This window comes from Spiroplasma poulsonii (assembly GCF_009866525.1).
Classification (GTDB): domain Bacteria; phylum Bacillota_I; class Bacilli_A; order Mycoplasmatales; family Mycoplasmataceae; genus Spiroplasma; species Spiroplasma poulsonii.
Map to the genome: position 1 here is coordinate 88,368 of NZ_CM020866.1, position 24,157 is coordinate 112,524.

Below are 24,157 nucleotides of genomic sequence, written 5' to 3' on the forward strand. Positions count from 1 at the left end.
TATAACTCTTTTTAAATTATTGGTATAATATGCGTATTAAGATTGTGCAATAAAGGGGAAACATAATGAAAAATTGATTAAAAATTATTTTATCAATGATTTTTTTATTTGGAATGGCAATTATGGGTTTAATTGTGGTAGTTGTTATTTTTAATTTCAAGTTTTTATATATTTTTTTAGCAATTGTTATTATTGATTTAATTTTTTCATTCTTTTTCTTCTTTTCAAAGCGACGTTATGAAGTTAAATTTTCTTGAATTATTTTTATTAATTTTGTTCCTTTTATTGGCTTGTGTTCTTATGTTTTTTTTGGTCGAAAATATCACTATTCAAATAAAAAATCATTATTATATAATCATTTAAATAAATTAGAATATGATACTTATATTAAAAAAAATAAAAAGTGTTTAACTGAATATACTAGTCCGAACCAAAAATTTGGTAATGTTGTTGAATTATTAATGCATAATGCTAATAAAGCAATATATCAAAATAATAAAATTGAAATTTTAACAAATGGAACCCGCGTTTTCAAATCGTTGCTAACGGATTTGCAACAAGCTCAAGAATATATTTTGTTAACTTATTTTATTGTTGCTGATGGTGAACTATTTGAATCATTTTTAGCGGTTTTAAAAGAACGCATTACGGCGGGAGTCCGTGTTTATATGATTTATGATCATGTTGGTAGTTATTTTAAAATTAGTAAAAAAAGCATTAAAAAATTAATGAAAGCAGGGGTTCGAATTCATAAGTATTTACCAATTATTACACCCTTTATTAGTGGGAATGCAAATTATCGTAATCATCGAAAAGATGTTATTATTGATGGTTTAATTGGCTATACAGGAGGAATTAATTTAGCTGATTTATATGCTGATCAATCATGAAAATTTGGAATCTTTCATGACACACAAGTCCGCATTGAAGGCGAAGCTGTTCGTGGTTTAGAAGTTATTTTTGCAGATGATTGGTATTTTGCCACAAAACGCCATGAAAAAATTACTGAATTAGAACCAAGTGTTTTGGCGATGAAAAAATATAATATTAGTGGAAAATCACATTTACAAATTGTTAATCATAGTCCTAGTGTTGATCATTCAATTACCGAAGATTTATATATTGAGTTAATTAATAAAGCACGGAAAAGAATTTGATTATCAACACCGTATTTTATTCCCCCGAATGAAGTTATTCAAGCTTTAATTTTAGCAGCTCGTGCTGGAGTAGATGTTCGTTTAACAATTCCTGGTTTAACAGATAAAATCTTTGTGTTAGACTTAACCAAAAGTTATTGTAAAGATTTAATTGCAAGTGGTGTTAAAATTTATGAAATGAATAATATGTTTAATCATAATAAAATTGCCATTTTTGATGATGAAGTTGCTGTGATTGGAACATGTAATTTAGATTATCGTAGTTTCTTTTCTGATCACCAAACAACAGCGGTTATTTATGACCCAGCAGTTGTAACAAGTTTTATACCACGCTGAGAATGAGATTATAAGCATGCTATTTTATGACATGAATGACCAATTAAATATAAGCCATTAAGTTATCGGTTATTACTAACATGTTTAAAATTAGTTGCACCAATCTTATAAGTTGTGGAAAAATCAAGTATAATTTTTTTGTATAATTATTATTTGAGGAGGATTAACGATGTTATTTAATAAGTTAAAAAAGAAAGACGAGCAAGATACCGCACCAGAAGATAAAAAATCAAAAAAACGAAATTTATTACAAGAAGAATTATCAGAACCAGATAATTTAGAAACCAGTCTATTTGAAGATGATGAGAACGAAGGTAAGATTAAAACTGGTTTTAGTTTTAAACGACGTAAAACACATAAAATCATTAAAGAACTAAATCGACAACGCATTAAATCGTTATTATTTTATACTGATACTAGTAATGTTTTGCGGCAATTAGAATTTGGTTTACAACCAGTTCAAAATATTCATTTAGCAAAAGAAAGTGAGTACATTGTTTGGACTTATTTAGAAAAACCTGATCATCTAGAATTTGAATTAGATAACTCTACACGTCATTATTTTTGAAGTTGAGTGGCAGAACAAAAAGTTGATCCATCTCAAATTGCTGTTATTGCAATTGACATTAAAAAACTCTTTGCTTTAACAAAGAAAGATTGGGAATATGATGATGTTACTCGGCGAATAAGAATTTTTGAAGATGTTAACCCGGAAGCTATTCGTTGAATTTTAATGAAAAATAATCAGTATTTAAATCGAATTCAAACTTATGTTGAAAGCAATCGTTTAAACCTTAAAATTTTCCAAGGTGAAAAAGGGAATATTTCTGATCTTTTAACAGAAAATAGAAAGAAGTAAATCATGAAGAAAAAGTTAGAGAAAATTACACCACGAGAAGTTGATTTTGCCCAGTGATATACCGATATTGTTTTAAATGCTGATTTAATTAGTTATGGGACTGTTAAAGGAACAATGATTTTTAAACCGTATGGTTATGCCATTTGAGAAAATATCCAAAAATTTTTAGATGTAGAATTTAAGCGAGTTGGTGTCAAAAACGTTTATTTTCCGTTGTTAATTCCGAAAACTCTTTTTAATAAAGAAAAAGACCACATCGAAGGTTTTTCACCTGAAATTGCAACTGTTACAAAGGTTGGTGATAAAGTTTTAGATGAAGAACTTTATATTCGACCAACATCAGAAGTTTTATTTGGAACTTTCTTTAGTAAAGAAATTCAGGGTTATCGTGATTTGCCTTTGTTATATAACCAATGAGTAAATGTTCTACGGTGAGAAAAAACAACCCGCCCTTTTTTACGAACTAGTGAATTTTTATGACAAGAAGGACATACAATTCATGCAACAAGCCAAGAAGCACGGGATTTTACTTTAAAAATTTTAGATATTTATGCTGAATTTGCACAGAAAAAATTATTATTACCAGTTATTAAAGGACAAAAAACAGCGCGCGAAAAATTTGCCGGGGCAGAAGAGACATATACAATTGAATCATTAATGTATGATGGTCAAGCCCTACAATGTGGAACTAGTCATTATTTTGGTCAAAATTTTTCAAAAGCTTTTGATATTAAATTTGCAAATCAACAAAATGAATTAGAAAATGCTTATTCAACATCATGGGGGGTTTCGACCCGTTTAATAGGGGGAATCATTATGACACATAGTGATGATAATGGTCTTGTTTTGCCACCAGCCATTGCCCCAACACAAATTATGATTTTGCCAATTAGCAATGAACAGCAACAATTACAAGCTGTTCAAAAGTTACAAGTTGAATTACAAGAATATCGTTGTGAAATTGACGAATCAGATAAAAGTTTTGGTTTTCGTGTTGCAAATACTGAAATTAAAGGGATTCCATTGCGAATTGAGGTAGGACCTCGTGATTTAGAACAAAACCAAGTTATGATTGCTCGTCGTGATACTTTTGAAAAAATTTCAGTGCCATTAATGGCGGTAAAAGAAACTGTTGCAAAGTTATTATCTGAGATTGCAGCAAACTTATATCAAAGAGCATTAGATAATCGCCAACAACGGACACAAAAAATTACAACTTATAATGATTATTTAAAAGCATTAGCAAAGGGAAACGGTTTATTTTTAGTACCTTTCTGTGGACGCATTGAATGTGAAGATGTTATTAAAGCGGAAACACAAACAACATCACGTTGTATTCCTTTTGATGTAAAACCACAAAAAACAGTTTGCTTTCACTGTGGTCAAACAGCAACTAATTTAGTTTATTTTGCGCGTGCTTATTAATTTCAAGGAAACCTCTTTAATTTTTGGTAAATGCTAATTAAGGAGGTTTTTAATTTGTTTGGTGAAAATTTTCTTAATCAACCATTGGCAGTCTTTAATTTATTTCAATTTGCTCCTAACAATAAAATTAGTTTAGCATTAGATTTAACTATTCCTTTATTTAGTTTTGATAACGGTGATAATAATCAAGCCTATGCTTTTTATATTCGTCCAAATATTGGTAATATTAAACCTTGGTTTACTGAGAATGGTCAAACAACAATAGCTTATCAAGTTGATCGTAAGCAACCAAGTAATATTGCTAATATTCTTCAAAAGCATTTTTTTCAATTCAATTATAGTTTTTCAATGTTAGAAATATATTGAAATTTTAATAATAAAAAAAATTGTAAAATAACCATCCAATTACAAGCGGGGTATAGTCAAGCAGTCTTGCAATTTCTGGAACTAAAGTTGAATATTCAAATTGAGGAAAAGTTATTGTGCCAGGACAATGTCTTGATGAAGATAAAATTAATAAAGTTAGTCTTGTTATTAGTGTTCCCAATCTAAGAAGTGATGTTTTAATAACAAAAAATTCTTATCAGGAACTTTATTTAAATTTTAACAATAAAAAATTAACTTATAACCAGACAGCCAAAACAATAGGAGTTATTCAGTATAAAAATTATGATGAAAAAAAGAAACAGTTTCAAACTTTACAAAATGTTTTTGAGCATTACTTTGAATTTATTACAACTTTACCTCGTGATGAACAAATAAGTTCATTATTTTCTTTACGTAGTTTTAGTTCTTTTTATTCTAATTATGTATTAAATTTTCCAATTGATTTTTATACAAAAATAACAAAGTTATGAACATTCTTTAATAATCGTTATTTGTTGATTCCAACAGTAGCAACAATAATTAGTAAAGAAACAAAATATAATTTTAAATCATCAAATTGTTATTTAAAATATAATTCAGAGCAAAAATTATATGAACATTTTTTTGGTGATAATACAATTTATAGTCAAACTAAAAATCAAATTGAAATTGCAGTAAATGATAATTTTTCTGCTAAAAAATTTTTGGTCCATCCGTTTTTGCAACAAACAAAAGTAACTTTCATTACGCAATTAAAAGGATTTAATATTAATTTTACCCAACAGCTTATTTTCAAACCAATTATTACTAGTCCAAATGTTAACACTAATTTTATTCCAGCAGTTAATTGATTTGATAATTTAGCAATAACATATTATATTTGTACCCAGAAATTAGCAAACTATTATAATAAAGAATTTAACCAAGAATTATTTGCTCAATTTGAATTTAATTTTTTATTGATCGAAAAGATCGTTAACAATGAAAAAAGTTTTTACTAGGAGAGCTATTATTATTCTTGGTTTTTTATTACCAATTGTTATTTTTTTAAGTGTTATTTTTGTTTTTATTTATAAAAATGTTTTAATTAGTAATAATAAACCTAATCCTAAATTACAAGTTTTTAATAAAAAGGGTGAAGCAATATTAGAACCAAGTTTTAATAAGATATTAGATTCTAAACGCTTACGATTAAAAATTAATTATGTCTATGGTGAATATTATTTCAATAATGAACAATTTCATCATTATTTTTTAAAACGGTGAATTTCCCAAATGGTTTTATTTCAACCACCTACTAGTTATCTTAGTTTTTATTATAGTAATGAACAACTTGCTTATTCGAAATTAATTTTAATTTACCATTATTATAATGAGCAACAATTATATCAAGTTTGAAAAATAACTCTTTAGAAGGGGTTAACAGAGAGTCTATTATTTTATTGTTAAACTTGATATAATAATACAGACAAAAAGAGAAGGTGAGAGATTTTAAATGGACGTGTTAAATGAAGTTAAAAAAGTTTTAAAAGAACACGGTGTTTCAAAACAAGTTGATTTAAACACAGAATTTAAATCAATAGGGTTAGATTCATTAGATTTGATGGATTTAGTAATTGAAGCTGAAAAAAAAATTGGAATACAAATACCAGATGATAAATTAATGGATATTAAAACAGTAGCAGATTTAGTTAAAATTATTGAAGAAATTAAAAAATAAAGGAGCTGGCAAAGATGGCATTATCATATGAAAACATTGTGCAGTTATTAAAAAACAAAAATTATCGAATTACCGAAATTAGATTGGCAGTTATTAAAATTTTAACAGAAAAACAACACTTAACTTTATCAGAAATTGTTGAGTTGTTAGAACAAGAATTTAAAAATGTTAATCTAATGTCAGTTTACAACACAATCGACCTCTTAATTAGTGAGCATGTTGTTTTTACCAATTCGTTTGATGGTAAGCAAATTTGATATGATTTAGCTGAAAATCCATCATTCCATATGGTTTGTGATATCTGTAAAAATGTTGTTCATATTAAGGATTCAAAAATTTTACAAGAAATTAAGTTAGATAACTTAAAAGAAGTGATGCAAAATATTAATTGAGAGCCAGTTCACTTTAAAATTGAAGGACATGGAATTTGTGATCAATGCCGTAACAAAAAAAAATGAACATCTTAATTTTGACGAAAATTTTAATGATGACAACGAATAAAATAAAAATTACCATAAACTTTTTAAAGCAAGGTAATTTTTTTATTTTGAAATGTAAAGTAAAGATGCAAGTAGGATTTTTAACCCTTATTAAGTCAATAATATATTTTTTATTAAAAATTGCAACTATTTTTTTAAAAAATATATTTTTTTAAATTATATAGTTATTTCAGCATCACAAAAAATGATTTTTGTTAAAAATCTAAAATTAATAATTTAATTACTGAATATTTTGTAAAAATGCCTCTTTGGAGGACAATCAACCTAAACTCGGTCGTGGTTTTTCATTAATAATTTTCATAACTTTATTAATTTCTTTTTGAGTAATTTGATTAAAATCAGTTCCCTTAAGAAGATATTCTCTAATATCTCTATTCATTCTTTCAACTTTAGGTTTTTGTGTAGGAGTTCCAGCGTCACAAAAATAAACATTAGATTCAGTAATTTTTTCAATTTCTTTTCATTTACTAAATTCTTTACCTTGATCTGTAATAATTCCTTTTATATTTACTTTATAAAGTTTATTTTTAAAAATACTTTTAATTGCTTTATTAACCTCTTCTGAATTATGATAGTCTAATTTAAAACAAATCGTATATAAACTTTTTTTTCTGTAAAAGTCAAGCAAACAGATTGATGCTCTTTTCCAACAATACAATCCATTTGAAATCAACCAAAAGTTCCTTTTTCATGTTCTGCTTCTTCAATAAATCTAATATTAGTCAATTGACCACGATCATCTTTTCTCTTTTTTGTTTTAAACTTTTTACCTTTAAATGGTAATTTTTTCTTAATTTCATTATCTTCTTCATCAAAAACCCCATGATCAATATACTTATAAAGTGTCACATGCGAAAATGGAAACTTTTCATTATACTTTTTTTCATATTCAAAGATAATTAACATCGGTGAATAACTTTTTTTACTTAAAATTTTTCTTACATAATTTACAACCTTTTTTCTAATTTTAGTATATTTTATAGATTTTTTTCTTTTATTTTTATAATCATCATTTGCTTTTTCAGGATCATATTCTTCTTTAAGTCTATTAACCTCTAATCTGATTGTGTTAGGACTTTTATCCAATACTTTTGCTATTTTTGATAAATTAGGTGTACCATTTTTTTCTTAAATGTTTCTGCTACCAAATGTTCTTTTAAATTATATCTTTCATCAAGACCTGTGTGTTTATATTTTTTCTTTTTCATTTTTCTAACCCTTTCTGTGTTCTAATTTATACACTAAAAAAATAAAATTTTGTTGACAATTTATTAAAAGATGTTAAGATGGTGATGTAATTTAATACAAGTAGGATTTAATAGCCCTTAATCACTTGTTTAAAAATTACTAAAAATAGAGACTTGAAAAAGTCTTTTTTTTATTTTTGTAAAGTTGATGGTAAGATGGTGATGATTTTAACGAGGTAAAAATATGCAAAAAGAGGTAAAAAAGCGTAAATTACAGGTAAAAAAGGTATCAAAAGAATGATGAAATAGTGTAAAAGAACGGCAAATTAAAGATAAATTAATAAAATTTGATGACTTTTGCAAAGAAAAAAACTATGAATTAGCTACAAAAGAAACATTATTAATTTATTTAAATTTAGAAGAAGATGAATATAATGCCTTAAAAGACACTAATTTATTAGCATTCAATATACTTCTTGCATTACTTGTTAAAAAATTGCAAATATTTGTAAAAAAGATACTAATAGAAAAATATAATTTTAATTAATTATGTTTTTTATTTAAAAATTTAATATTTTTCCACAACGAAAAATTAATTTATTATTTAAATTATTTAATTTTAAATAAATATTTTATGTTAAATATAATAATTGTAAATTATAAATTGAGGCAATTAAATTAAATCTTAAACCAAATCTTTTTCTTCGATTACGATATTTTTCTGTAATAATTTTAAATTTTTTAAGAATAGCAAAAATATTTTCAATAATAATTCTCATTTTTGAAACTAGTCTATTATATTGCTTTTGTTCTTTGTTTAAAGGGTTTTTCTTTGTTTTCTTTGTAGGTATTAGAACATTATTGTGATTTTTTTGTATTCCTTGATAACCACTATCAACTATTAATTTGGTATTTTTTAAAATTGGGATTTTTGATTCTTTAAATAAAGCATAATTATGTTTTTTTCTGAGCGAAAAACTTGTTGCAATAATTTTTTTGGTTTCTTGTTCGATAATTACTTGTGTTTTGATCGTGTGTTTTTTCTTTTTACCAGAATAAGATTGTTTTTGTCTTTTTTTGGGCGTTGGATTGGAGTTTCGGTAGCATCAATAATAATAGTTTTATCATTAAAATAATCATTTATTAGTGCTTTTTTACCAGCAAGTTGTTGAAAATCAGAGTTTTTAATTAAAATATCTTCAATTCACTTAATATTACGATAACAATTAGCCTCACTAATATCAAAACTTTTACCAAGATGAAAATAAGTCTGATATTCTCGTCAATATAATAAAGTCATCAATAATCTATTTTCTAATGATAATTTATTAGTTTTACCACCTTTTTTAAATTTTTCTATTTCAGCAACTTTTAAAATATCTAACATTTTATTAAAAGTGGATTTTTTTATTCCTGTTAATCTTAACCATTCTCTATCATTAAGAGTATTAAATTTATTATTGTTCATATTTTTATGTCCTCATAAATTATATTTTATAATAATATTTTAATAAAAAAGAGTATCGCAAGAAGTCTAATGTTTTATTTTTCCTTTTTGCTAGTAGTTGAGAAGGAATTTATTTAGGTAAACATTTTAAAAACAAAAAAGCTAGTGATAAGTATATTGTTGGTAAATTGTTTTATCTTTTCTTAATTATAATCAATCTTGGTTTACTTTGTAATGTTATTCAATTATTTTGTTTATTTTTGACATCAAATTTTACTTTTACCACTAATTATTTTCCAAAATGAAGTTTATTTTCACGACAAATTTTTTATGCAATTACAACGGCACATAGTATTTTTCCTTTTGTTTTTTTCTTTGCAATAACATATTTTTATCAATAAAAAACTGTTATTTATTTCAATAAACAAGAAATTAAAAGTCTTTTTAATGAATATGATTTAGCAGGTGGTGTCGTTCGAGTTGTTAATTTTAATCAAGTGAGTTTATTACACTTTGCGGAAAAATATTTTATTTATAAAACGAATGGGATATTTTATCAGCAAATTACATCTTTTTTAAATGTGATTTTAAGGAAAATAATGATAAGTTTCAAATATCGGCAGTAAAAATCTTACGCTTAAAACATTATTCAGCAGGAAAAATTGACTTTCTTTTAACAAAAAACTCTATTTTTCAACAAATTTGAGGATGGTTATATTTTGAAAGAGTTATTAATTTTGTGTTGATTATTTTAAAAGTAACAAGAATTCTTTTAATTTGTTATATTTTTTTGTTGGGTGTTTTACAATGAGATGCTAGGGCGTGATTATTTTATCACTATGATGGAACACAATATCTTTTAAACAAAGGTAATATCATTTATGTTTTAAGTATTATTGTAATTCTTCTTCTTGTTGTTGAATTATTAGACTTCTTGCGATACCCTTTTTATTAAAATATTATTATAAAATATAATTTATGAGGACATAAAAATATGAACAATAATAAATTTAATACTCTTAATGATAGAGAATGGTTAAGATTAACAGGAATAAAAAAATCCACTTTTAATAAAATGTTAGATATTTTAAAAGTTGCTGAAATAGAAAAATTTAAAAAAGGTGGTAAAACTAATAAATTATCATTAGAAAATAGATTATTGATGACTTTATTATATTGACGAGAATATCAGACTTATTTTCATCTTGGTAAAAGTTTTGATATTAGTGAGGCTAATTGTTATCGTAATATTAAGTGAATTGAAGATATTTTAATTAAAAACTCTGATTTTCAACAACTTGCTGGTAAAAAAGCACTAATAAATGATTATTTTAATGATAAAACTATTATTATTGATGTTACCGAAACTCCAATCCAACGCCCAAAAAAAGACAAAAACAATCTTATTCTGGTAAAAAGAAAAAACACACGATCAAAACACAAGTAATTATCGAACAAGAAACCAAAAAAATTATTGCAACAAGTTTTTCGCTCGGAAAAAACATGATTATGCTTTATTTAAAGAATCAAAAATCCCAATTTTAAAAAATACCAAATTAATAGTTGATAGTGGTTATCAAGGAATACAAAAAAATCACAATAATGTTCTAATACCTACAAAGAAAACAAAGAAAAACCCTTTAAACAAAGAACAAAAGCAATATAATAGACTAGTTTCAAAAATGAGAATTATTATTGAAAATATTTTTGCTATTCTTAAAAAATTTAAAATTATTACAGAAAAATATCGTAATCGAAGAAAAAGATTTGGTTTAAGATTTAATTTAATTGCCTCAATTTATAATTTACAATTATTATATTTAACATAAAATATTTATTTAAAATTAAATAATTTAAATAATAAATTAATTTTTCGTTGTGGAAAAATATTAAATTTTTAAATAAAAAACATAATTAATTAAAATTATATTTTTCTATTAGTATCTTTTTTACAAATATTTGCAATTTTTTAACAAGTAATGCAAGAAGTCTATTATTCCAAAGTTTGTTATGTATAATAAATTTAATTAGTAAAAATTACTATGAAATTACGATAAATTTATTTAAATTTGTTATTTTAATTGTTACACTTGTGTTGTTTAGTTACTTTTTTAGTAGTTTAAATGCCTATGTTCAATACTTGAATTTAAAAAATGATAATCCAACAGTTAAACCTAGCTTAATTGTTGAACGATTATTATTTTGATTACAAAAAGATTATTTACGAGGAATGGGCTTTTTCCTATTATTTCCTTTGGTTTTTAGTGGTTTTGATTTTATTCTTGATTGTTATGCCCTAACTCGTAATAGTTTCGCTCTTAAAACTGGGAAAGGAATTAAACGAGAGTATCATTTTAAACAGTTATGTCAGATCAAATCCGATGCATAAAAAGATTTTTATTTACTGTTGGGTAATTTGATAGTATAATTAAAGTATGGGGATGTTCTGGTTTCGACAGGAATGATCTACTAGTATCGGCAGTAGTTTGGCAGACTATAATGCTTCTGGGTTTGAAGAAACGCAAACAAAAAACAAAACGAAGACAAAGTTGAAATTCCAGCATTCATGATGAACAATCAATTTGCTGGTCAATTTCAAGCGTTAGCAGTTTAATTTCTCGTTGTTAGAGAATAGCTAGCCGTAATAATAGTTAATTGTAGGTTATTAACCATTATCGTATCTAAATACTTAATCTAATAGAAATTCTAATTGATAATGTTAGGGTTTTGAAAACAACTTATTATCTAGTTATTTAATTAGTTGTCTAGTCCTACTATTAAATAATGAAAGAAAGATGATTAGACTAAACTGTAGAAGATATTAGAAAGTTGTTTGTGGACGCGGGTTCAATTCCCGCCATCTCCACCATTTTTTATTTTAAGTCCTTTTTAAAACTTATTTTTAAGGGTGTAAATTTTAAAAAGTATTTAAAAGGAATGATATAATAAAAACAATGCATATATTTTTAAATGAGGTGAAAATAAGTGGGTAATATTTTAAGTATTATTTTTGTATATTTATTCTTTATACTTATTTTTACTTTTATTTATGTTTTTACCTGAGGTTTAGTTCGAAATTATTTTACTCGGTTTATGATTTATTACCAAGCAGTTATTGGTGGTGTTTTTGCCATTTTAGTTATTATTGCGCAAGGTTTGATTCTAGTTTTTGTCCCACCAAAAACAGGGGAAGCAAATACGATGATTGTTATTAATATCTTTTTGCCAATAATAGTTTGCTGAATGATTGGGGTTTTTATTTCTTATTTATCAACAATTTTATATACGATTATTATGTTTACTTTCTTATTTGGGGTGTTACCACATCTAACTAATAGCTATTTTTTATCTTTAACTGGAAAATTTAATATTGTTATGGTTACAGCCCTTTATGGACTAAGTTTAATTATTATTTTTATTAGTTGATACTTTAAATGAACAAAATGAACAAGTTGGTCATTATTAGCATTAGCGTCGTTTATTACAACATCAATTATTATTTTAGTTCAATCTAGAATTATGGCTGTTTCAGCAAACTTAGTAAATGAATTATATGTTTTAGTGTGGATTACAATGAGTTATTTTGCTTATAGTATTTGTGCAATTATTGAATTAATTTATATTCATGCTTTAAAATTACAAAATATTATTGAATATGATCGAAACAGTTATGTTCGTGAAGCATTAGCACACGATGCTATTTATAATGTCATTCATAAAAATAAAATTCGACATGGAATTTATTTTACTTTTATGATTAATAATGTTGAAAAACTAGATCGTTTTTTAAGCAGCAATATTAAAAATAAAATTATTGACTTAATTTCAAACCAAGTTTTTACCTTATGAAAAGACCAAAATGTTTTATTTTTTAAGGCAAGCTTAAATCACTTTGGAATTTTTGTGCCCCTTAGTCAGGATGAAAAAATTAATATTGGTAATATTTTGCTACATAACAAAAGCAAATTACGACCAGAAACTGATTTATTAAAAGAATTTGAAATTTTATTAGGACAAGTTAATAGTAGTTTTATTTTTAAAAAATACAAAATAATTGTTAAATTACAAGGTTATGCTTCATTATATGGTTTGCAATCGAATGATTTAAATAAGTTAAAAGAATATAATATTGCTACTGCTGATAATCGTTTAAACATTGAATATTTAAATCAAATTATTTTTGTTGATCCGGGACATATTAAGGAGTTATCAAATCAAAAACGCAGTATTTTAGCTTTAAATGAACATACGCAATTAGAAAAGATTGTTAGTTTATATTTGCCAATTGTTAATGTCACTGATGATTTTAAATTAGTATACCATTATAGTAATAACTTGGTTAATGGTGTTGATAGCGATCTAATGTTTACCAAGAATATTAGTAATTTTAGAGGACTTGTTCATGAAACAATGTTAGCACGTTTTAATGCTGCTTTAAACATTAAAAATTTTCAAAAGTTAGATAATTATTTAGAACAAAAATTATTTATTACTTATCCAGCTAGTTTTATTGCTGGTGAGCAGTTTAACTTAAAAAAATTTGCAACAAAATTAATTGAATTAAAAATTAAACCTTCGAATTTAATTTTAACGTTTGATTTAATGGAAACTGGTTTTGACCCAGAACAATTTAAACAAAATTTAACGGCAATTAAAAACATTGGAATTGAGGTGGCAGTTAAAAACTTTGGTGGAATTGATACTGAATTAAATAGTTTGTATTATTATGAGCCTAATTATGCTATTTTTGCCCCAACCATTATTCGAGAAATGTTTATTCATTTACATTATCAAAACTTAATTAAGGAATATATTATTTTAGCAAAAAAAATTGATGTTATTTTAATTGCGCCACAAGTTAATAGTTACTTAGGATATAGTAAATTAAAAGAACTAAAAATTGATTATATGTTTGGTTCATTGTTTGGTACTTATGATGAACCACAATTGGAAGTTAGTCGTGAGATAAAATTAGCATTATTAAAAAATAAAATGAAAGGGTCACAAGATGAGACTAAGATATAAGCCTTGAGCAGAAGAATATATTGAAAGCAATCCAACGGTTGCATTACAGAATCCAGAAAATTATCAAGGACAATGAGCAAAAACTGTTTTCAAAAATAACCATCCCTTAAACATTGAAATTGGAACAGGAAAGGGTGAATTTATTGTTACTTTAGCAAAAAAATATCCAGAACAAAATTTTTTAGCAATTGAACGGTATCCTTCAGTTATGGTTTTAGCGTTAAAGAAAATTGTTGCTGAAAATTTACCAAATTTAAAAATTATTGCTTTTGATGTCACCATGTTATTAGACATTTTTGCGCCCCAGGAAGTTAATAGAATTTATTTAAATTTTTCTGACCCATGGCCAAAAGTACGCCACGAAAAGCGGCGTTTAACTAACATAAAATTTTTAGAATTCTACCAATTAATTTTACAAACAAATGGTGAAATTCATTTTAAAACAGATAATGATCAGTTATTTGCTTATTCGTTAGAATCCTTTCAAACAAATAACTGAAAAGTTATTGATTACACGACTGATTTATATGATAGTAAGTATCTTGAAAATAATATTCCAACCGAATATGAACGTCGTTTTGTACAACTTGGAAAAAATATTAACTATCTTTATGTTCAGAAAGAATTAGATTAATCGCATTATTGTTTGTTCATAAAGTTAAACGAGGGATTTCTGTGGTTGCAAGACTAAATGTATAACTAATTGATTCGTTAAAAGTTTTTTTAATTTTAATGTTTGAATAATGATAAGTTAAATACTCATCAACAAGTTTAATTTTACTAATAGGAAATTGAATAATAATTTCTTTTGTTTCTAAAAAAGGGATTAATTCACTATTTTTTAAATTCATTTTAACACTATTTGCATAAGCACGAATTAACCCGCCGGCCCCTAATTTAATACCTCCAAAATAGCGAATAACTAAACAGACAACATTGGTAAGATGATGATGTAATAAAATATCTAAAATTGGTTTGCCAGAAGTATTGCTTGGTTCGCCATCATCGTATTTTCGCATAATATTTTGATTTTTTCCGATAATATATGCATAACAATTATGATTTGCATTTAATTGCTGGTTTGTTTTAATAAAAGCAAGGGCTGCTTGTTCAGAAGTAACTTTTTGTAGCAAACAAATAAAACGTGACTTTTTAATGGTCATTTCTCCAATAATTATTTTGTTTTCTTTTAGTTCTTGCATTTCTTCACCACTTTATTTTGCTTTCTTAATTTTTGATAAAGATTTTCATATTTTTTATAAAATTATTTTATAATAATTTAAAATAAATGTTAGCATTCTTTGTTGTTTTTCTTACTATTTATTTGATAGATAATCTTAATGTTTGTTTTCATTTTAGGCAAAGTTTCTTTTAACCATAATTTATTTGATAACTTGGTTATACGCTATTGGAAATAAAAAATTTAACAACAAAAGAAAAACAAATATAATAAAAATATTAAATAAACAGTGGGAGGAAAAATAAAAAATATGAAGAAAATATTAAGTATATTAGATACAATATCTTTAACTGGACTTGGAACAGCAAATAGTGTTGCTTGTAAAAATCAATTTTCAGAAAGCTATCAAGCCTATATTAATTCATTTTTTATGAGCAGTTTATTTTTTAACGTATATTCTACTAAAATGGCAAAATGTAGCGGGGCGGAGATTAGCTAATATAGTGTAGATTTAAAACCTAGTATAGGAGTTAAAATTAATAAAGATAATATGAAAAATATAATAAAAACCGATGATTTCTCAAACAAAGATGGTGTAATTAGTTATTTAATTCAAGAATATGAAAAAATATCAAATGGTTTAAATATTAAATTAGAAAATAACATTTGAAATTTTACCAATGTACAGATAATTGATAATAAAGAGAATGGAAAAAGTAAATTCGTGCTTTATTGTAAAACCCAAAAATTTAATCTTGACGTAGATTTATTATTAAAATATAATTCAAAAAATTATAATTATAAGTTAGTTTTTAAATCCAATAGCATTTAAAGAATTAATAATATTAAAATATTTAATGTTTTTAAAACATCAAAGGTTTTAGTTCAAGAATCATTGGATTTAAAAAAGTTTTTGATATAATTAATTTGCAAAAAATAAATACTAATAATTACAATATTTCAGACAAGTAATAGGAGATAAAATAATGTGAATAAAGTATGCAGTTGGTTGGAGAGAGTTTTTTGATAATGAAATTAAAAAACCATATTTTCAACAATTGTTAAAAAATATTGATAATGAATATGAAAAAAATATTTGTTATCCCCAAAAAACCGATATTTTTCGATTATTTACTTTAATTGAACCAAAAGATATTAAAGTTGTAATTATTGGTCAAGACCCATACCATGGCCCTGGCCAAGCTAATGGATTAGCTTTCAGTGTTAGTAGTGGTATTAAAAACCCACCAAGTTTAGTTAATATTTTTCATGAATTAAAAAAGGATTTAGGGGTTGACCATCATACTAGTGGTAATTTAGAACATTGAGTTAAAGAAGGTGTTTTTTTATATAATACAATTGGTAGTGTTGTTACCAAAACGCCACTGAGTCATAAAGATATTGGTTGAACAACTTTTAGCCAAAATTTAATTATTTATTTAAATCAAATTCACGATGACATTATTTATGTTTTATGGGGCAATTATGCAAAACAATATAGTGAGTATATTACTAACAAAAGTAATATTATTAAGGGATCACACCCGTCACCTTTTAGCTATAACTTGTTTAAAGATCAACAATTTTTTATAAAAATTAATAATTTACTTTTAAAAAATAAAAAAAACATAATTGAATGAAAAATGTAATGTATAATTGTATTATGTAAAATATTGACTCCACAAAAGCTTTATTTTATCAATATGTAGATTGCGGGGATATTATGAGTTTATTAACAACATTTAGCGATATATCGAAAATCTTGTATAGTAATAAAATGGCATATATTGCTAGTGGGGTAATAGGCGCACTTTTTGTCATATATTGTGTTTATAATGGTTTGTATTATTTAATCAATCCTAAACGTTATCATGGGATTCGTTTTACAACAAAAAATATCGCATATATTACAATGTTAGCTGCAGTATCAGCAACGGTTACAATTATTATTTCCGTAACAGTACCAATTACTGTTTTTCCACCCGTTCGGATTGCTTTTGAAGGATTAATGGTAAAAATTAGTGGTTTTATCTTTGGCCCAATTGTCGGTTTATTGTCGGGGGTAATAACAGATTTAATTGTTATGTTATTTGTTCCTTCCTATGTCCATGTTGCTTACATTATTGTTATTGTTTCATATGGGTTTTTGTCGGGATGTGCATCATCAATTAATCGCGCTGTTGGAAAACATAAATGAGTTCTATTTATGTTAACAAATATTTTTATTATAATTTTTGGAACTTTTGCTGGGGTAATGACTTGATATTCACCAGTAGAAACAATTACCTTATTTGCTGGTTTAGAGGTTAGTAAGGTTGTCTTAATTTATATTATTGGGTTTGGAACAGCAGGAACAATTGTTATTATTTGAATAATAATGTTTGTTTATCGCTACTTTGATAAAACCAAAAAACGCTACTGAGATTTAGTAGCCATTATTATGTTGGCTGTTATTAATGAATATTGAGTCACCACGCTAATATCCGCCTGGGGGGATATTGCGTTCTTAACAGTTTCACAAAATAAAACAAGTGGAACGGATGGTTATGGAGTGACAATGATTTCGCGATTGGCAATGGCCCCATTAAAAGTTTTATTTAATTCAGCAATTATTTATATTACTTATCGGGCTGTTTCACCATTGATTCATAAAGATACCAATGCCAGTTTACAATATTAAAAGATGATGAAAAAATAACTTTATTTAAGTTATTTTTTTTATTTATAACTATATAATGATAATAGAAAAAATAGAATGGAGATGAAAATAATGAAAGTAAATCCGCAAATTAAAGAATTAATTAACTTAGAATTAAAGCGGCAACAAGACCATATTGAATTAATTGCTTCAGAAAATTATGTTAGTGAAGCAGTTTTAGCTGTTACAGGTTCAATTTTAACAAACAAGTATGCTGAAGGATATCCGTTTCATCGTTATTATGGAGGGTGTGAATATATTGACCAAATTGAGCAATTAGCAATTGATAAAGTAAAAGAACTATTTCAATCAGAACACGCTAATGTTCAAGCCCATTCTGGTAGTCAAGCAAATGCATCAGCCTATTATGCATTATTACAACCACACGATACGATTTTAGCAATGGATTTAGCTGCTGGAGGACATTTAACGCATGGACATAAAGTTAATTTTTCTGGTCGCTTATATAATTTTTGCAGTTATGGTGTTGATCCAAAAACAGAAATGTTAGATTATGATGCAATTGAAAAAAATGCGGTGGAAGTTAAACCAAAATTAATTGTTGCTGGAGCAAGCGCTTATTCGCGTGAAATTGATTTTAAAAAGTTTCGCGTTATTGCTGATAAAGTTGGTGCTTTATTAATGGTTGATATGGCTCATATTGCTGGTTTAGTTGCTGCTGGATTACACCAGTCACCAATCCCATATGCTGATGTTGTTACTTCAACAACACATAAAACATTACGTGGCCCACGTGGTGGTTTAATTTTATCAAAACAAAAATGAGCAAAGAAAATTGATGGTGCTGTTTTTCCTGGTAATCAAGGAGGACCGTTAGAACATGTAATTGCGGCAAAAGCGCAATGTTTTTTAGAAGCATTAGAGCCCTCATTTAATCAATATCAAGCTGAAATTGTAAATAATGCAAAGGTTTTAGCAACAACTTTAAAAGGAAAAAATCTTCGTTTAGTTGCTGATGGGACAGATAATCATTTATTAATGGTTGATGTAAAAAGCAGTTTGGGAATATCAGGACAACAAGCAAAAGAGATTTTACAAAAAATTGGTATTATCTGTAATAAAAATATGATTCCTTTTGACCAAGAATCACCTGTTGTTACAAGCGGGATTCGTTTAGGAACAGCAGCAATGACAACACGTGGTTTTGGGAGCAAAGAATTCCAACAAATTGGGGAAATAATTTATTATGTGTTTAAAGAACCCACTGATGAAAATATTGCAAAATATCAAAACGAAGTTAAAAAACTTTTGCATGATTTTCCAATTTATTCAAATTGACATTTAACAACATAATTAATTTGGAAATATCAGTTTAAATTGTTGCTTATCCTTGCTTTTTTAGTTATAATATTACTGCTTTATACATTGGACCCTGGTACGGAATAATGTTAGGAGGCAGTGGCATGAGACAAACTACTATCTTGAATTCAGCAAAAGTTGAAAAGAAATGATATGTTATTGATGCTCAAGGTCTAGTTTTGGGACGTTTAGCAAGCAAAGTCGCAATGATCTTAAAAGGAAAAAATAAACCAGCGTATACGCCGCACGTTGATTGTGGTGATAATGTTATTATTCTTAATGCTGATAAAGTTAATTTTTCAGGAAATAAATTAAAGGGTAAAATTTATTATCATCATTCACAACACCCGGGTGGGTTAAAACGAACAACAGCAAAAGATATGCTAGTTAAAAAACCAATTTATCCAGTTGAACACGCAATTAAAGGAATGTTACCAAAAAATAAATTAGGAAGTAAATTATTTCGTAATTTATTCGTTTATGCTGGTAACGAACATCTCCATGAAGCACAACAACCAATTAAGTTAGAATTAACTGATAAATAAAAGGAGCGGGTATGGCAAAAAAACAAGAAGTTATTTATCGTGGGACAGGAAGAAGAAAATCTTCTATTGCCCAAGTTGTATTGACTCCTGGTAAAGGAAATGTGGTTGTAAATGGGAAACCAGCGTTAGAATTTTTCCCATATGCAACATTAGTGCAGGATTTGGAACAACCTTTAGAAATTACTGGTGTAAAATCAGAATTTGATATTCGTGTTAAAGTATCTGGTGGTGGTTTTACCGGACAAGCGGGAGCAACAAGACTAGGAATCGCAAGAGCACTAGTTGAAGCTTCACAAGATTATAAAACCTTATTAAGACATGCGGGAATGCTAACTCGTGATGCTCGTATTAAAGAACGTAAAAAATATGGGTTACACGGAGCGAGAAGAGCACCACAATACTCAAAAAGATAGGTATTTTTATCAAGAGAATATTTCAAAAATATTCTCTTTTTTATTTTCATTGTTTTTAATCGCTTTGATTGTTATCTAATATAAGTTTAGTATAATTATATATGGATAAGAGGGGTGGACTAATGGCATTAACAAAATTTACAATTCAAGGGGATAAATTTAATGGTAAGAATTTATTATTAAATTTATACTTTTTAACAAATGCGAAGAGTAAATTTACTGATGATGATGTTAAGAACCTCCGTTTAAAAAATATTACAACAGTGAATGGATTAGATCTTTTTTTAAAAAAGGAGATCTATATCGCTGATTTTTTTGTTAGTTTAATTAATGATCAAGCAAAGATTAAAAAAGATAAAAAAGGCGAAACAAAAGAACTGTATGATATTTTAATTCGCTTTAAATCAATTTCGGGTTTTGATGATATTTTAGATCCAAACTTATCGTTAACAATTCTTGGTGATATTGACCCACAAATTGGAATTGTTAATGTTAAAAACATCTTTTTAACAGCAATGGAAAAAGAGAAACAAGAATTTGAGACAACGGCAACGACTGTTGTCTTAGAAATAGCGGATAATTTTCGAATTGATGAAGCAAGATTACGAACTATTTTTGATTCAAATGTTTTTGCTAATATGAAGTTCTTAATTTCATCTTTTTCTGAAGAAAAAGAACGCTGATTACAATATCTTCAATTTCAAAGCCAGAATTTAGAATATAAGCGTAATAATTCATGCTTATATTTAACACGGAAATTAACAGAATATGTGAAAATCCCAAAAACAGTTGCAGCAGTGGAAACTTTTCATGATGCTCGTTTTTTAACACCTAATTTTTGGTATGTTAATAAAAAGCATTTTATTAATAAAAGTATCAAGATTAATCCTTCTTATGAAGAAGTAATTGTTATTGAGTTAGAATTAATTTTAGATGATTTTAATAAGTATCGTGTTTTAGAAGGATTAAATAATTTAAGTATGACGGGATTGCAAATTAATCGAACATATCAAAAAGAAAACCCCTTAACATTGTTTACTTTTAATTTTAGTGATAGTTATGCGCAAGATGGCACCGATATTTATGATTTAGGTTTTAATATTGCAACAACAAAAGAACAACAAAAACCTGATCTTAATGTAATTAAGGAAATAATGAAACTTTATATGATTGAAAATAATATTACAAAAGAGAAAGAAATTGATCCAGCAACAATTAAATTAGTTGCTGAGCATTTAAGTAAATATCAAATTATTAATTGCTTTTATGAAATAAAAAATGATGATGATATTTCAACAAAAGAATTAACAAACATTATTCCTCAGTATGGTTATTTAACTTATATTGGAAAAGGAGATTTAACTTTAATTCGCCGTAGTAATATCATTTTAGATAAAATTAGTAAAAATGATGTTGCTAACCCTTATTTAATTAATTATATTTTTAATATTGAAGATGTTAAATTAAAATCACAGCATCATTTAATTGCGTTAGAACAATTACATTTTGCTTCGACTAATTTGAATTTAAATCAAAAAAAAGCATTAGTAAAAGCACTTAATTCTCAAGACATTTTCTTATTGCAAGGACCTCCGGGAACAGGGAAAACTGAGTTTATTGCTGAATTAGTTTATCAGTATGCTAAACTTGGGAAAAAGGTTTTAATATCTTCTCAAAATCATACTGCAATTGATAATGTTTTAGCAAGATTATATAAAACACCAATGTTAGTGCCATTACGTTTAACCGGAGAAGAAGTTCGTAAAAAAAATCGTTTTAATGATTTTAATCCGGATAAATTAATTTTTAATAATTATCGTTTTATTTATTCGCATTTAATGCGCCAATATTTAACAAAATGAAATGGGATTGATTATGATTATGAAAATCAGAAGAAGGAATTACAAAGTCTTAAAGCTCGGGCAAAGATGCTTGAAAAAGAAATTAAAGATTATAACACTTGAACACAAAAGGTAAATGAATTAGTTGCTGAACAAGAAAGATTAGGCAATCAAAAATTAGAATATCAAACTAATAATCGAAAATTAAAAGTTGAAATTAATAATATTGATAATATGATAGAGTTTTTAGGCAACTTAAGTTGAGAAGGAATTATTACCGCAACGGCGGACTTAGTTGAATTATTTAATAAATATTTTGGAACTTTAATTCAAGAAAAGTTAGGTTTTCAATTTGACGAATCATATTCATTAACAAGTACTTATCAACAATTATTAACAAAATCAGGAACTGTTGATCCATTATTGGTAAAAAAAGAACAAGAATTAACAGAATTAAATAACGTTAGGCAAGAATTCCGCGATGATGCATGAATTGAGAAACTTCAAGCGGCGCAAAATGAAATTACGGAGTTAAAACAAGAGAATGTTATTTATCAAAACTTACAACAAAAATTTAAAAACGATCTGTTAAAATTAAAAACACATTATGAAGAACAAATTAATAATAATGAAAAATTAATGAATCAAATTGATGTTAGTAAAAATGCTCAAGAAATATCATATTTAGAAGTAGACATTGCAGCATTACGTAATCGCATTGATGCTTTGAAAATCGAAATTGAAAATATTGTTAATAGTATTAATCATATTTTTAATTTAAATTTAGTTGTAAAAGATATTACTGCGACAATTAATGAAATTGATAAGGTCATTAATGGCATTGATCATGATATGAATACTATTATTAATGAAAAAGCAACAAAAGGTAATTTTGTTAATAATATGATTACTTTCTTAGATAGAAATTATAATATTGCCGCTTTTTTAAACCAAGAAGGAATTCAAAATGATCGTTTTACTCCAGCAATGGAACGCGACACTGTTAACTATGCTAATCAGTTTTTGCAAGACAGTGTTAATGTTGTTGCAATGACCGCAACTTCAAATCAATCATATGCCCAAAGTAAAAATAAGGTTTTACAAGATTATAATATTGCTGATATTGATATTAAAAAATTTGGGTTCGATGTTGTTGTCATTGATGAAGTAAGTAAATTAACACCAATGGAAATTTTTATGCCGCTAGTATATGGTAAAGCGGTGGTTCTAGTTGGTGATTATCGTCAGTTACCACCAATTATGCCGTATCGTGAAGAAGATGTTGCTTTGATTAATGATAATTATAATGAAAATTATAGTTATCATGATTTCTTAGAGTTAGTAACTAATTCAATGTTTAAAAAGATTATTTCAAAATGTGACGATTCTGTTAAAGAAATTTTAGTTAATCAGTATCGTAGTCATAAAGATATTATGCGAATTGTTAATGTGTTTTATGAAAACCAATTACAATTAGGAGATCAAGAAAATCAAAATAACGAAAAACAACATTATGTTACCGCTGAAAATGAGAAGGGTTTAAAAATTTTTGATAGTAAAAAAGCAATTTATTGAATTGATTCAACAAAAGATGAAAACCAAAACTTTGTTTATGAACAAGGTGAAAGTGGTAGTACCAGTCTTTTTAATTGATTAGAAATTAATTTAACGATTAAAACTCTTATGTTAATTGATACAGGATATAATGATTTAACTGCGAAGTTAAAAAAACAACCAAAAGTAGCGGTGATTAGTTTTTATGGATTGCATGTAAAAAAATTACGGAAAACTATTAGTAATTTAAAGTTTAAAAATATTAAAGTTGAAGTCTCAACTGTTGATGATTATCAAGGACGAGAAACAGAAATAGTTATTGTTAATACTGTTCGTCATCCACAACGGCAACTTAATGCTAATAAAGAATTTGTTAAAAAGTATGAACGGTTAAATGTTGCCTTTTCTAGGACAAAAAATATGTTAATTATTATTGGAGCAATTAATTTCTTTGCTAATATTGATGTTGAGATTCCAACGATTATTAATCCAAATGTAACAACCACAATTAAAGCATATTATGAAATTTTACGAATTATTGATAATTATGGTCTTATTTGACATGCAAAAGATTTATTATAGAA

General features: G+C 26.2%; 25 protein-coding genes, 1 other RNA gene and 2 pseudogenes. 24 read left to right on the forward strand and 4 right to left on the reverse strand.

The window, feature by feature from the left end; genetic code table 4:
- The first annotated feature begins 65 nt into the window (after positions 1 to 65).
- The 8 genes from cls to MSROBK_RS00500 all read left to right on the forward strand — a co-directional run bounded on the left by cls (position 66) and on the right by MSROBK_RS00500 (position 6,330).
- Entirely contained in the window at positions 66 to 1,604 is a 1,539-nt protein-coding gene (gene cls / locus MSROBK_RS00470) for a cardiolipin synthase (protein ID WP_040092498.1), read from the forward strand.
- A gap of 58 nt (positions 1,605 to 1,662) precedes the next feature.
- Positions 1,663 to 2,352 carry a hypothetical protein gene (locus MSROBK_RS00475; protein WP_040092499.1) on the forward strand — a complete coding sequence of 230 codons (690 nt, stop codon included), beginning with the start codon at positions 1,663 to 1,665 and terminating at the stop codon, positions 2,350 to 2,352.
- Positions 2,353 to 2,355: 3 nt separating this feature from the next.
- Positions 2,356 to 3,777, forward strand: a complete 1,422-nt coding sequence (gene proS, locus MSROBK_RS00480; protein ID WP_040092500.1) for a proline--tRNA ligase — start codon at positions 2,356 to 2,358, stop codon at positions 3,775 to 3,777.
- A 54-nt stretch (positions 3,778 to 3,831) separates the two neighbouring features.
- Positions 3,832 to 4,329, forward strand: a complete 498-nt coding sequence (locus tag MSROBK_RS11270; protein ID WP_227991307.1) for a hypothetical protein — start codon at positions 3,832 to 3,834, stop codon at positions 4,327 to 4,329.
- The gene (locus MSROBK_RS00485; RefSeq protein WP_227991308.1) at positions 4,260 to 5,144 is read left to right on the forward strand and encodes a hypothetical protein; all 885 of its coding nucleotides are present in this window, start codon (positions 4,260 to 4,262) and stop codon (positions 5,142 to 5,144) included. Before MSROBK_RS11270 ends, MSROBK_RS00485 begins: the two co-directional genes overlap by 70 nt.
- Positions 5,125 to 5,556 (forward strand): hypothetical protein, encoded by a 432-nt coding sequence (locus MSROBK_RS00490; protein ID WP_040092501.1) that lies wholly within the window; start codon positions 5,125 to 5,127, stop codon positions 5,554 to 5,556. Before MSROBK_RS00485 ends, MSROBK_RS00490 begins: the two co-directional genes overlap by 20 nt.
- Positions 5,557 to 5,638: 82 nt before the next feature.
- Positions 5,639 to 5,863: an acyl carrier protein gene (locus tag MSROBK_RS00495; protein ID WP_040092502.1), complete on the forward strand. Its 225-nt coding sequence runs from the start codon at positions 5,639 to 5,641 to the stop codon at positions 5,861 to 5,863.
- A gap of 14 nt (positions 5,864 to 5,877) precedes the next feature.
- A complete protein-coding gene (locus MSROBK_RS00500; RefSeq protein ID WP_040092504.1) occupies positions 5,878 to 6,330 on the forward strand; it encodes a Fur family transcriptional regulator in 453 nt (150 codons plus the stop codon).
- Positions 6,331 to 6,583: 253 nt separating this feature from the next.
- Here MSROBK_RS00500 and MSROBK_RS12495 read toward each other — a convergent pair.
- Positions 6,584 to 7,571: pseudogene (locus MSROBK_RS12495) on the reverse strand (IS30 family transposase).
- Between the two features lie 223 nt (positions 7,572 to 7,794).
- On the opposite strand from MSROBK_RS12495, the gene MSROBK_RS00515 reads away from it, so the two are divergent.
- A complete protein-coding gene (locus MSROBK_RS00515) occupies positions 7,795 to 8,097 on the forward strand; it encodes a hypothetical protein (protein ID WP_040092511.1) in 303 nt (100 codons plus the stop codon).
- Between the two features lie 85 nt (positions 8,098 to 8,182).
- Here the strand turns inward: MSROBK_RS00515 and MSROBK_RS12500 are convergent, their stop codons facing one another.
- Positions 8,183 to 8,581, reverse strand: a complete 399-nt coding sequence (locus MSROBK_RS12500; RefSeq protein ID WP_416375023.1) for a transposase — start codon at positions 8,579 to 8,581, stop codon at positions 8,183 to 8,185.
- A complete protein-coding gene (locus tag MSROBK_RS12505; RefSeq protein ID WP_040092446.1) occupies positions 8,566 to 9,018 on the reverse strand; it encodes an IS5 family transposase in 453 nt (150 codons plus the stop codon). Before MSROBK_RS12505 ends, MSROBK_RS12500 begins: the two co-directional genes overlap by 16 nt.
- 718 nt (positions 9,019 to 9,736) lie before the next feature.
- Here MSROBK_RS12505 and MSROBK_RS00525 point away from each other — a divergent pair.
- From MSROBK_RS00525 to trmB, 7 genes and pseudogenes are all read left to right on the forward strand, one after another.
- Positions 9,737 to 9,952 (forward strand): hypothetical protein, encoded by a 216-nt coding sequence (locus MSROBK_RS00525; RefSeq protein WP_133165037.1) that lies wholly within the window; start codon positions 9,737 to 9,739, stop codon positions 9,950 to 9,952.
- A gap of 39 nt (positions 9,953 to 9,991) precedes the next feature.
- On the forward strand, positions 9,992 to 10,444 hold the full coding sequence (locus MSROBK_RS12510; RefSeq protein ID WP_040092512.1) for an IS5 family transposase: 453 nt from the start codon (positions 9,992 to 9,994) through the stop codon (positions 10,442 to 10,444).
- A 16-nt stretch (positions 10,445 to 10,460) separates the two neighbouring features.
- Positions 10,461 to 10,826, forward strand: a pseudogene (locus MSROBK_RS12515) (transposase family protein); the annotation flags it as partial.
- 311 nt (positions 10,827 to 11,137) lie between these two features.
- Positions 11,138 to 11,386, forward strand: coding sequence for a hypothetical protein (locus tag MSROBK_RS00535; RefSeq protein WP_146182474.1), 249 nt, complete (start codon positions 11,138 to 11,140; stop codon positions 11,384 to 11,386).
- A 48-nt stretch (positions 11,387 to 11,434) separates the two neighbouring features.
- Positions 11,435 to 11,866, forward strand: a transfer-messenger RNA (tmRNA) gene (ssrA, locus tag MSROBK_RS00540).
- A 224-nt stretch (positions 11,867 to 12,090) separates the two neighbouring features.
- Positions 12,091 to 14,022 (forward strand): EAL domain-containing protein, encoded by a 1,932-nt coding sequence (locus MSROBK_RS00545; RefSeq protein WP_227991312.1) that lies wholly within the window; start codon positions 12,091 to 12,093, stop codon positions 14,020 to 14,022.
- Complete coding sequence (trmB, locus tag MSROBK_RS00550; RefSeq protein WP_040092518.1) at positions 14,006 to 14,656, forward strand: tRNA (guanosine(46)-N7)-methyltransferase TrmB; 651 nt, start codon at positions 14,006 to 14,008, stop codon at positions 14,654 to 14,656. Before MSROBK_RS00545 ends, trmB begins: the two co-directional genes overlap by 17 nt.
- Here the strand turns inward: trmB and MSROBK_RS00555 are convergent.
- Positions 14,622 to 15,224, reverse strand: a complete 603-nt coding sequence (locus MSROBK_RS00555; RefSeq protein ID WP_040092520.1) for an IMPACT family protein — start codon at positions 15,222 to 15,224, stop codon at positions 14,622 to 14,624. The genes trmB and MSROBK_RS00555 overlap by 35 nt on opposite strands.
- 288 nt (positions 15,225 to 15,512) lie before the next feature.
- On the opposite strand from MSROBK_RS00555, the gene MSROBK_RS00560 reads away from it, so the two are divergent.
- The 8 genes from MSROBK_RS00560 (at position 15,513) to MSROBK_RS00595 (ending at position 24,155) form a co-directional block, all read left to right on the forward strand.
- Positions 15,513 to 15,701, forward strand: a complete 189-nt coding sequence (locus MSROBK_RS00560; protein ID WP_040092522.1) for a hypothetical protein — start codon at positions 15,513 to 15,515, stop codon at positions 15,699 to 15,701.
- 51 nt (positions 15,702 to 15,752) lie between these two features.
- Positions 15,753 to 16,034 (forward strand): hypothetical protein, encoded by a 282-nt coding sequence (locus tag MSROBK_RS00565; RefSeq protein ID WP_040092523.1) that lies wholly within the window; start codon positions 15,753 to 15,755, stop codon positions 16,032 to 16,034.
- Between the two features lie 154 nt (positions 16,035 to 16,188).
- Complete coding sequence (locus MSROBK_RS00570; protein ID WP_040092524.1) at positions 16,189 to 16,851, forward strand: uracil-DNA glycosylase; 663 nt, start codon at positions 16,189 to 16,191, stop codon at positions 16,849 to 16,851.
- A 74-nt stretch (positions 16,852 to 16,925) separates the two neighbouring features.
- Positions 16,926 to 17,882: a hypothetical protein gene (locus MSROBK_RS00575; RefSeq protein WP_040092525.1), complete on the forward strand. Its 957-nt coding sequence runs from the start codon at positions 16,926 to 16,928 to the stop codon at positions 17,880 to 17,882.
- 90 nt (positions 17,883 to 17,972) lie between these two features.
- Positions 17,973 to 19,214 (forward strand): serine hydroxymethyltransferase, encoded by a 1,242-nt coding sequence (glyA, locus tag MSROBK_RS00580; protein WP_040092526.1) that lies wholly within the window; start codon positions 17,973 to 17,975, stop codon positions 19,212 to 19,214.
- Between the two features lie 110 nt (positions 19,215 to 19,324).
- On the forward strand, positions 19,325 to 19,765 hold the full coding sequence (gene rplM / locus MSROBK_RS00585) for a 50S ribosomal protein L13 (protein ID WP_040092527.1): 441 nt from the start codon (positions 19,325 to 19,327) through the stop codon (positions 19,763 to 19,765).
- 11 nt (positions 19,766 to 19,776) lie between these two features.
- The gene (rpsI, locus tag MSROBK_RS00590) at positions 19,777 to 20,178 is read left to right on the forward strand and encodes a 30S ribosomal protein S9 (protein WP_040092528.1); all 402 of its coding nucleotides are present in this window, start codon (positions 19,777 to 19,779) and stop codon (positions 20,176 to 20,178) included.
- 122 nt (positions 20,179 to 20,300) lie between these two features.
- Positions 20,301 to 24,155: an AAA domain-containing protein gene (locus MSROBK_RS00595; RefSeq protein WP_040092529.1), complete on the forward strand. Its 3,855-nt coding sequence runs from the start codon at positions 20,301 to 20,303 to the stop codon at positions 24,153 to 24,155.
- The last annotated feature ends 2 nt before the right edge of the window (positions 24,156 to 24,157 follow it).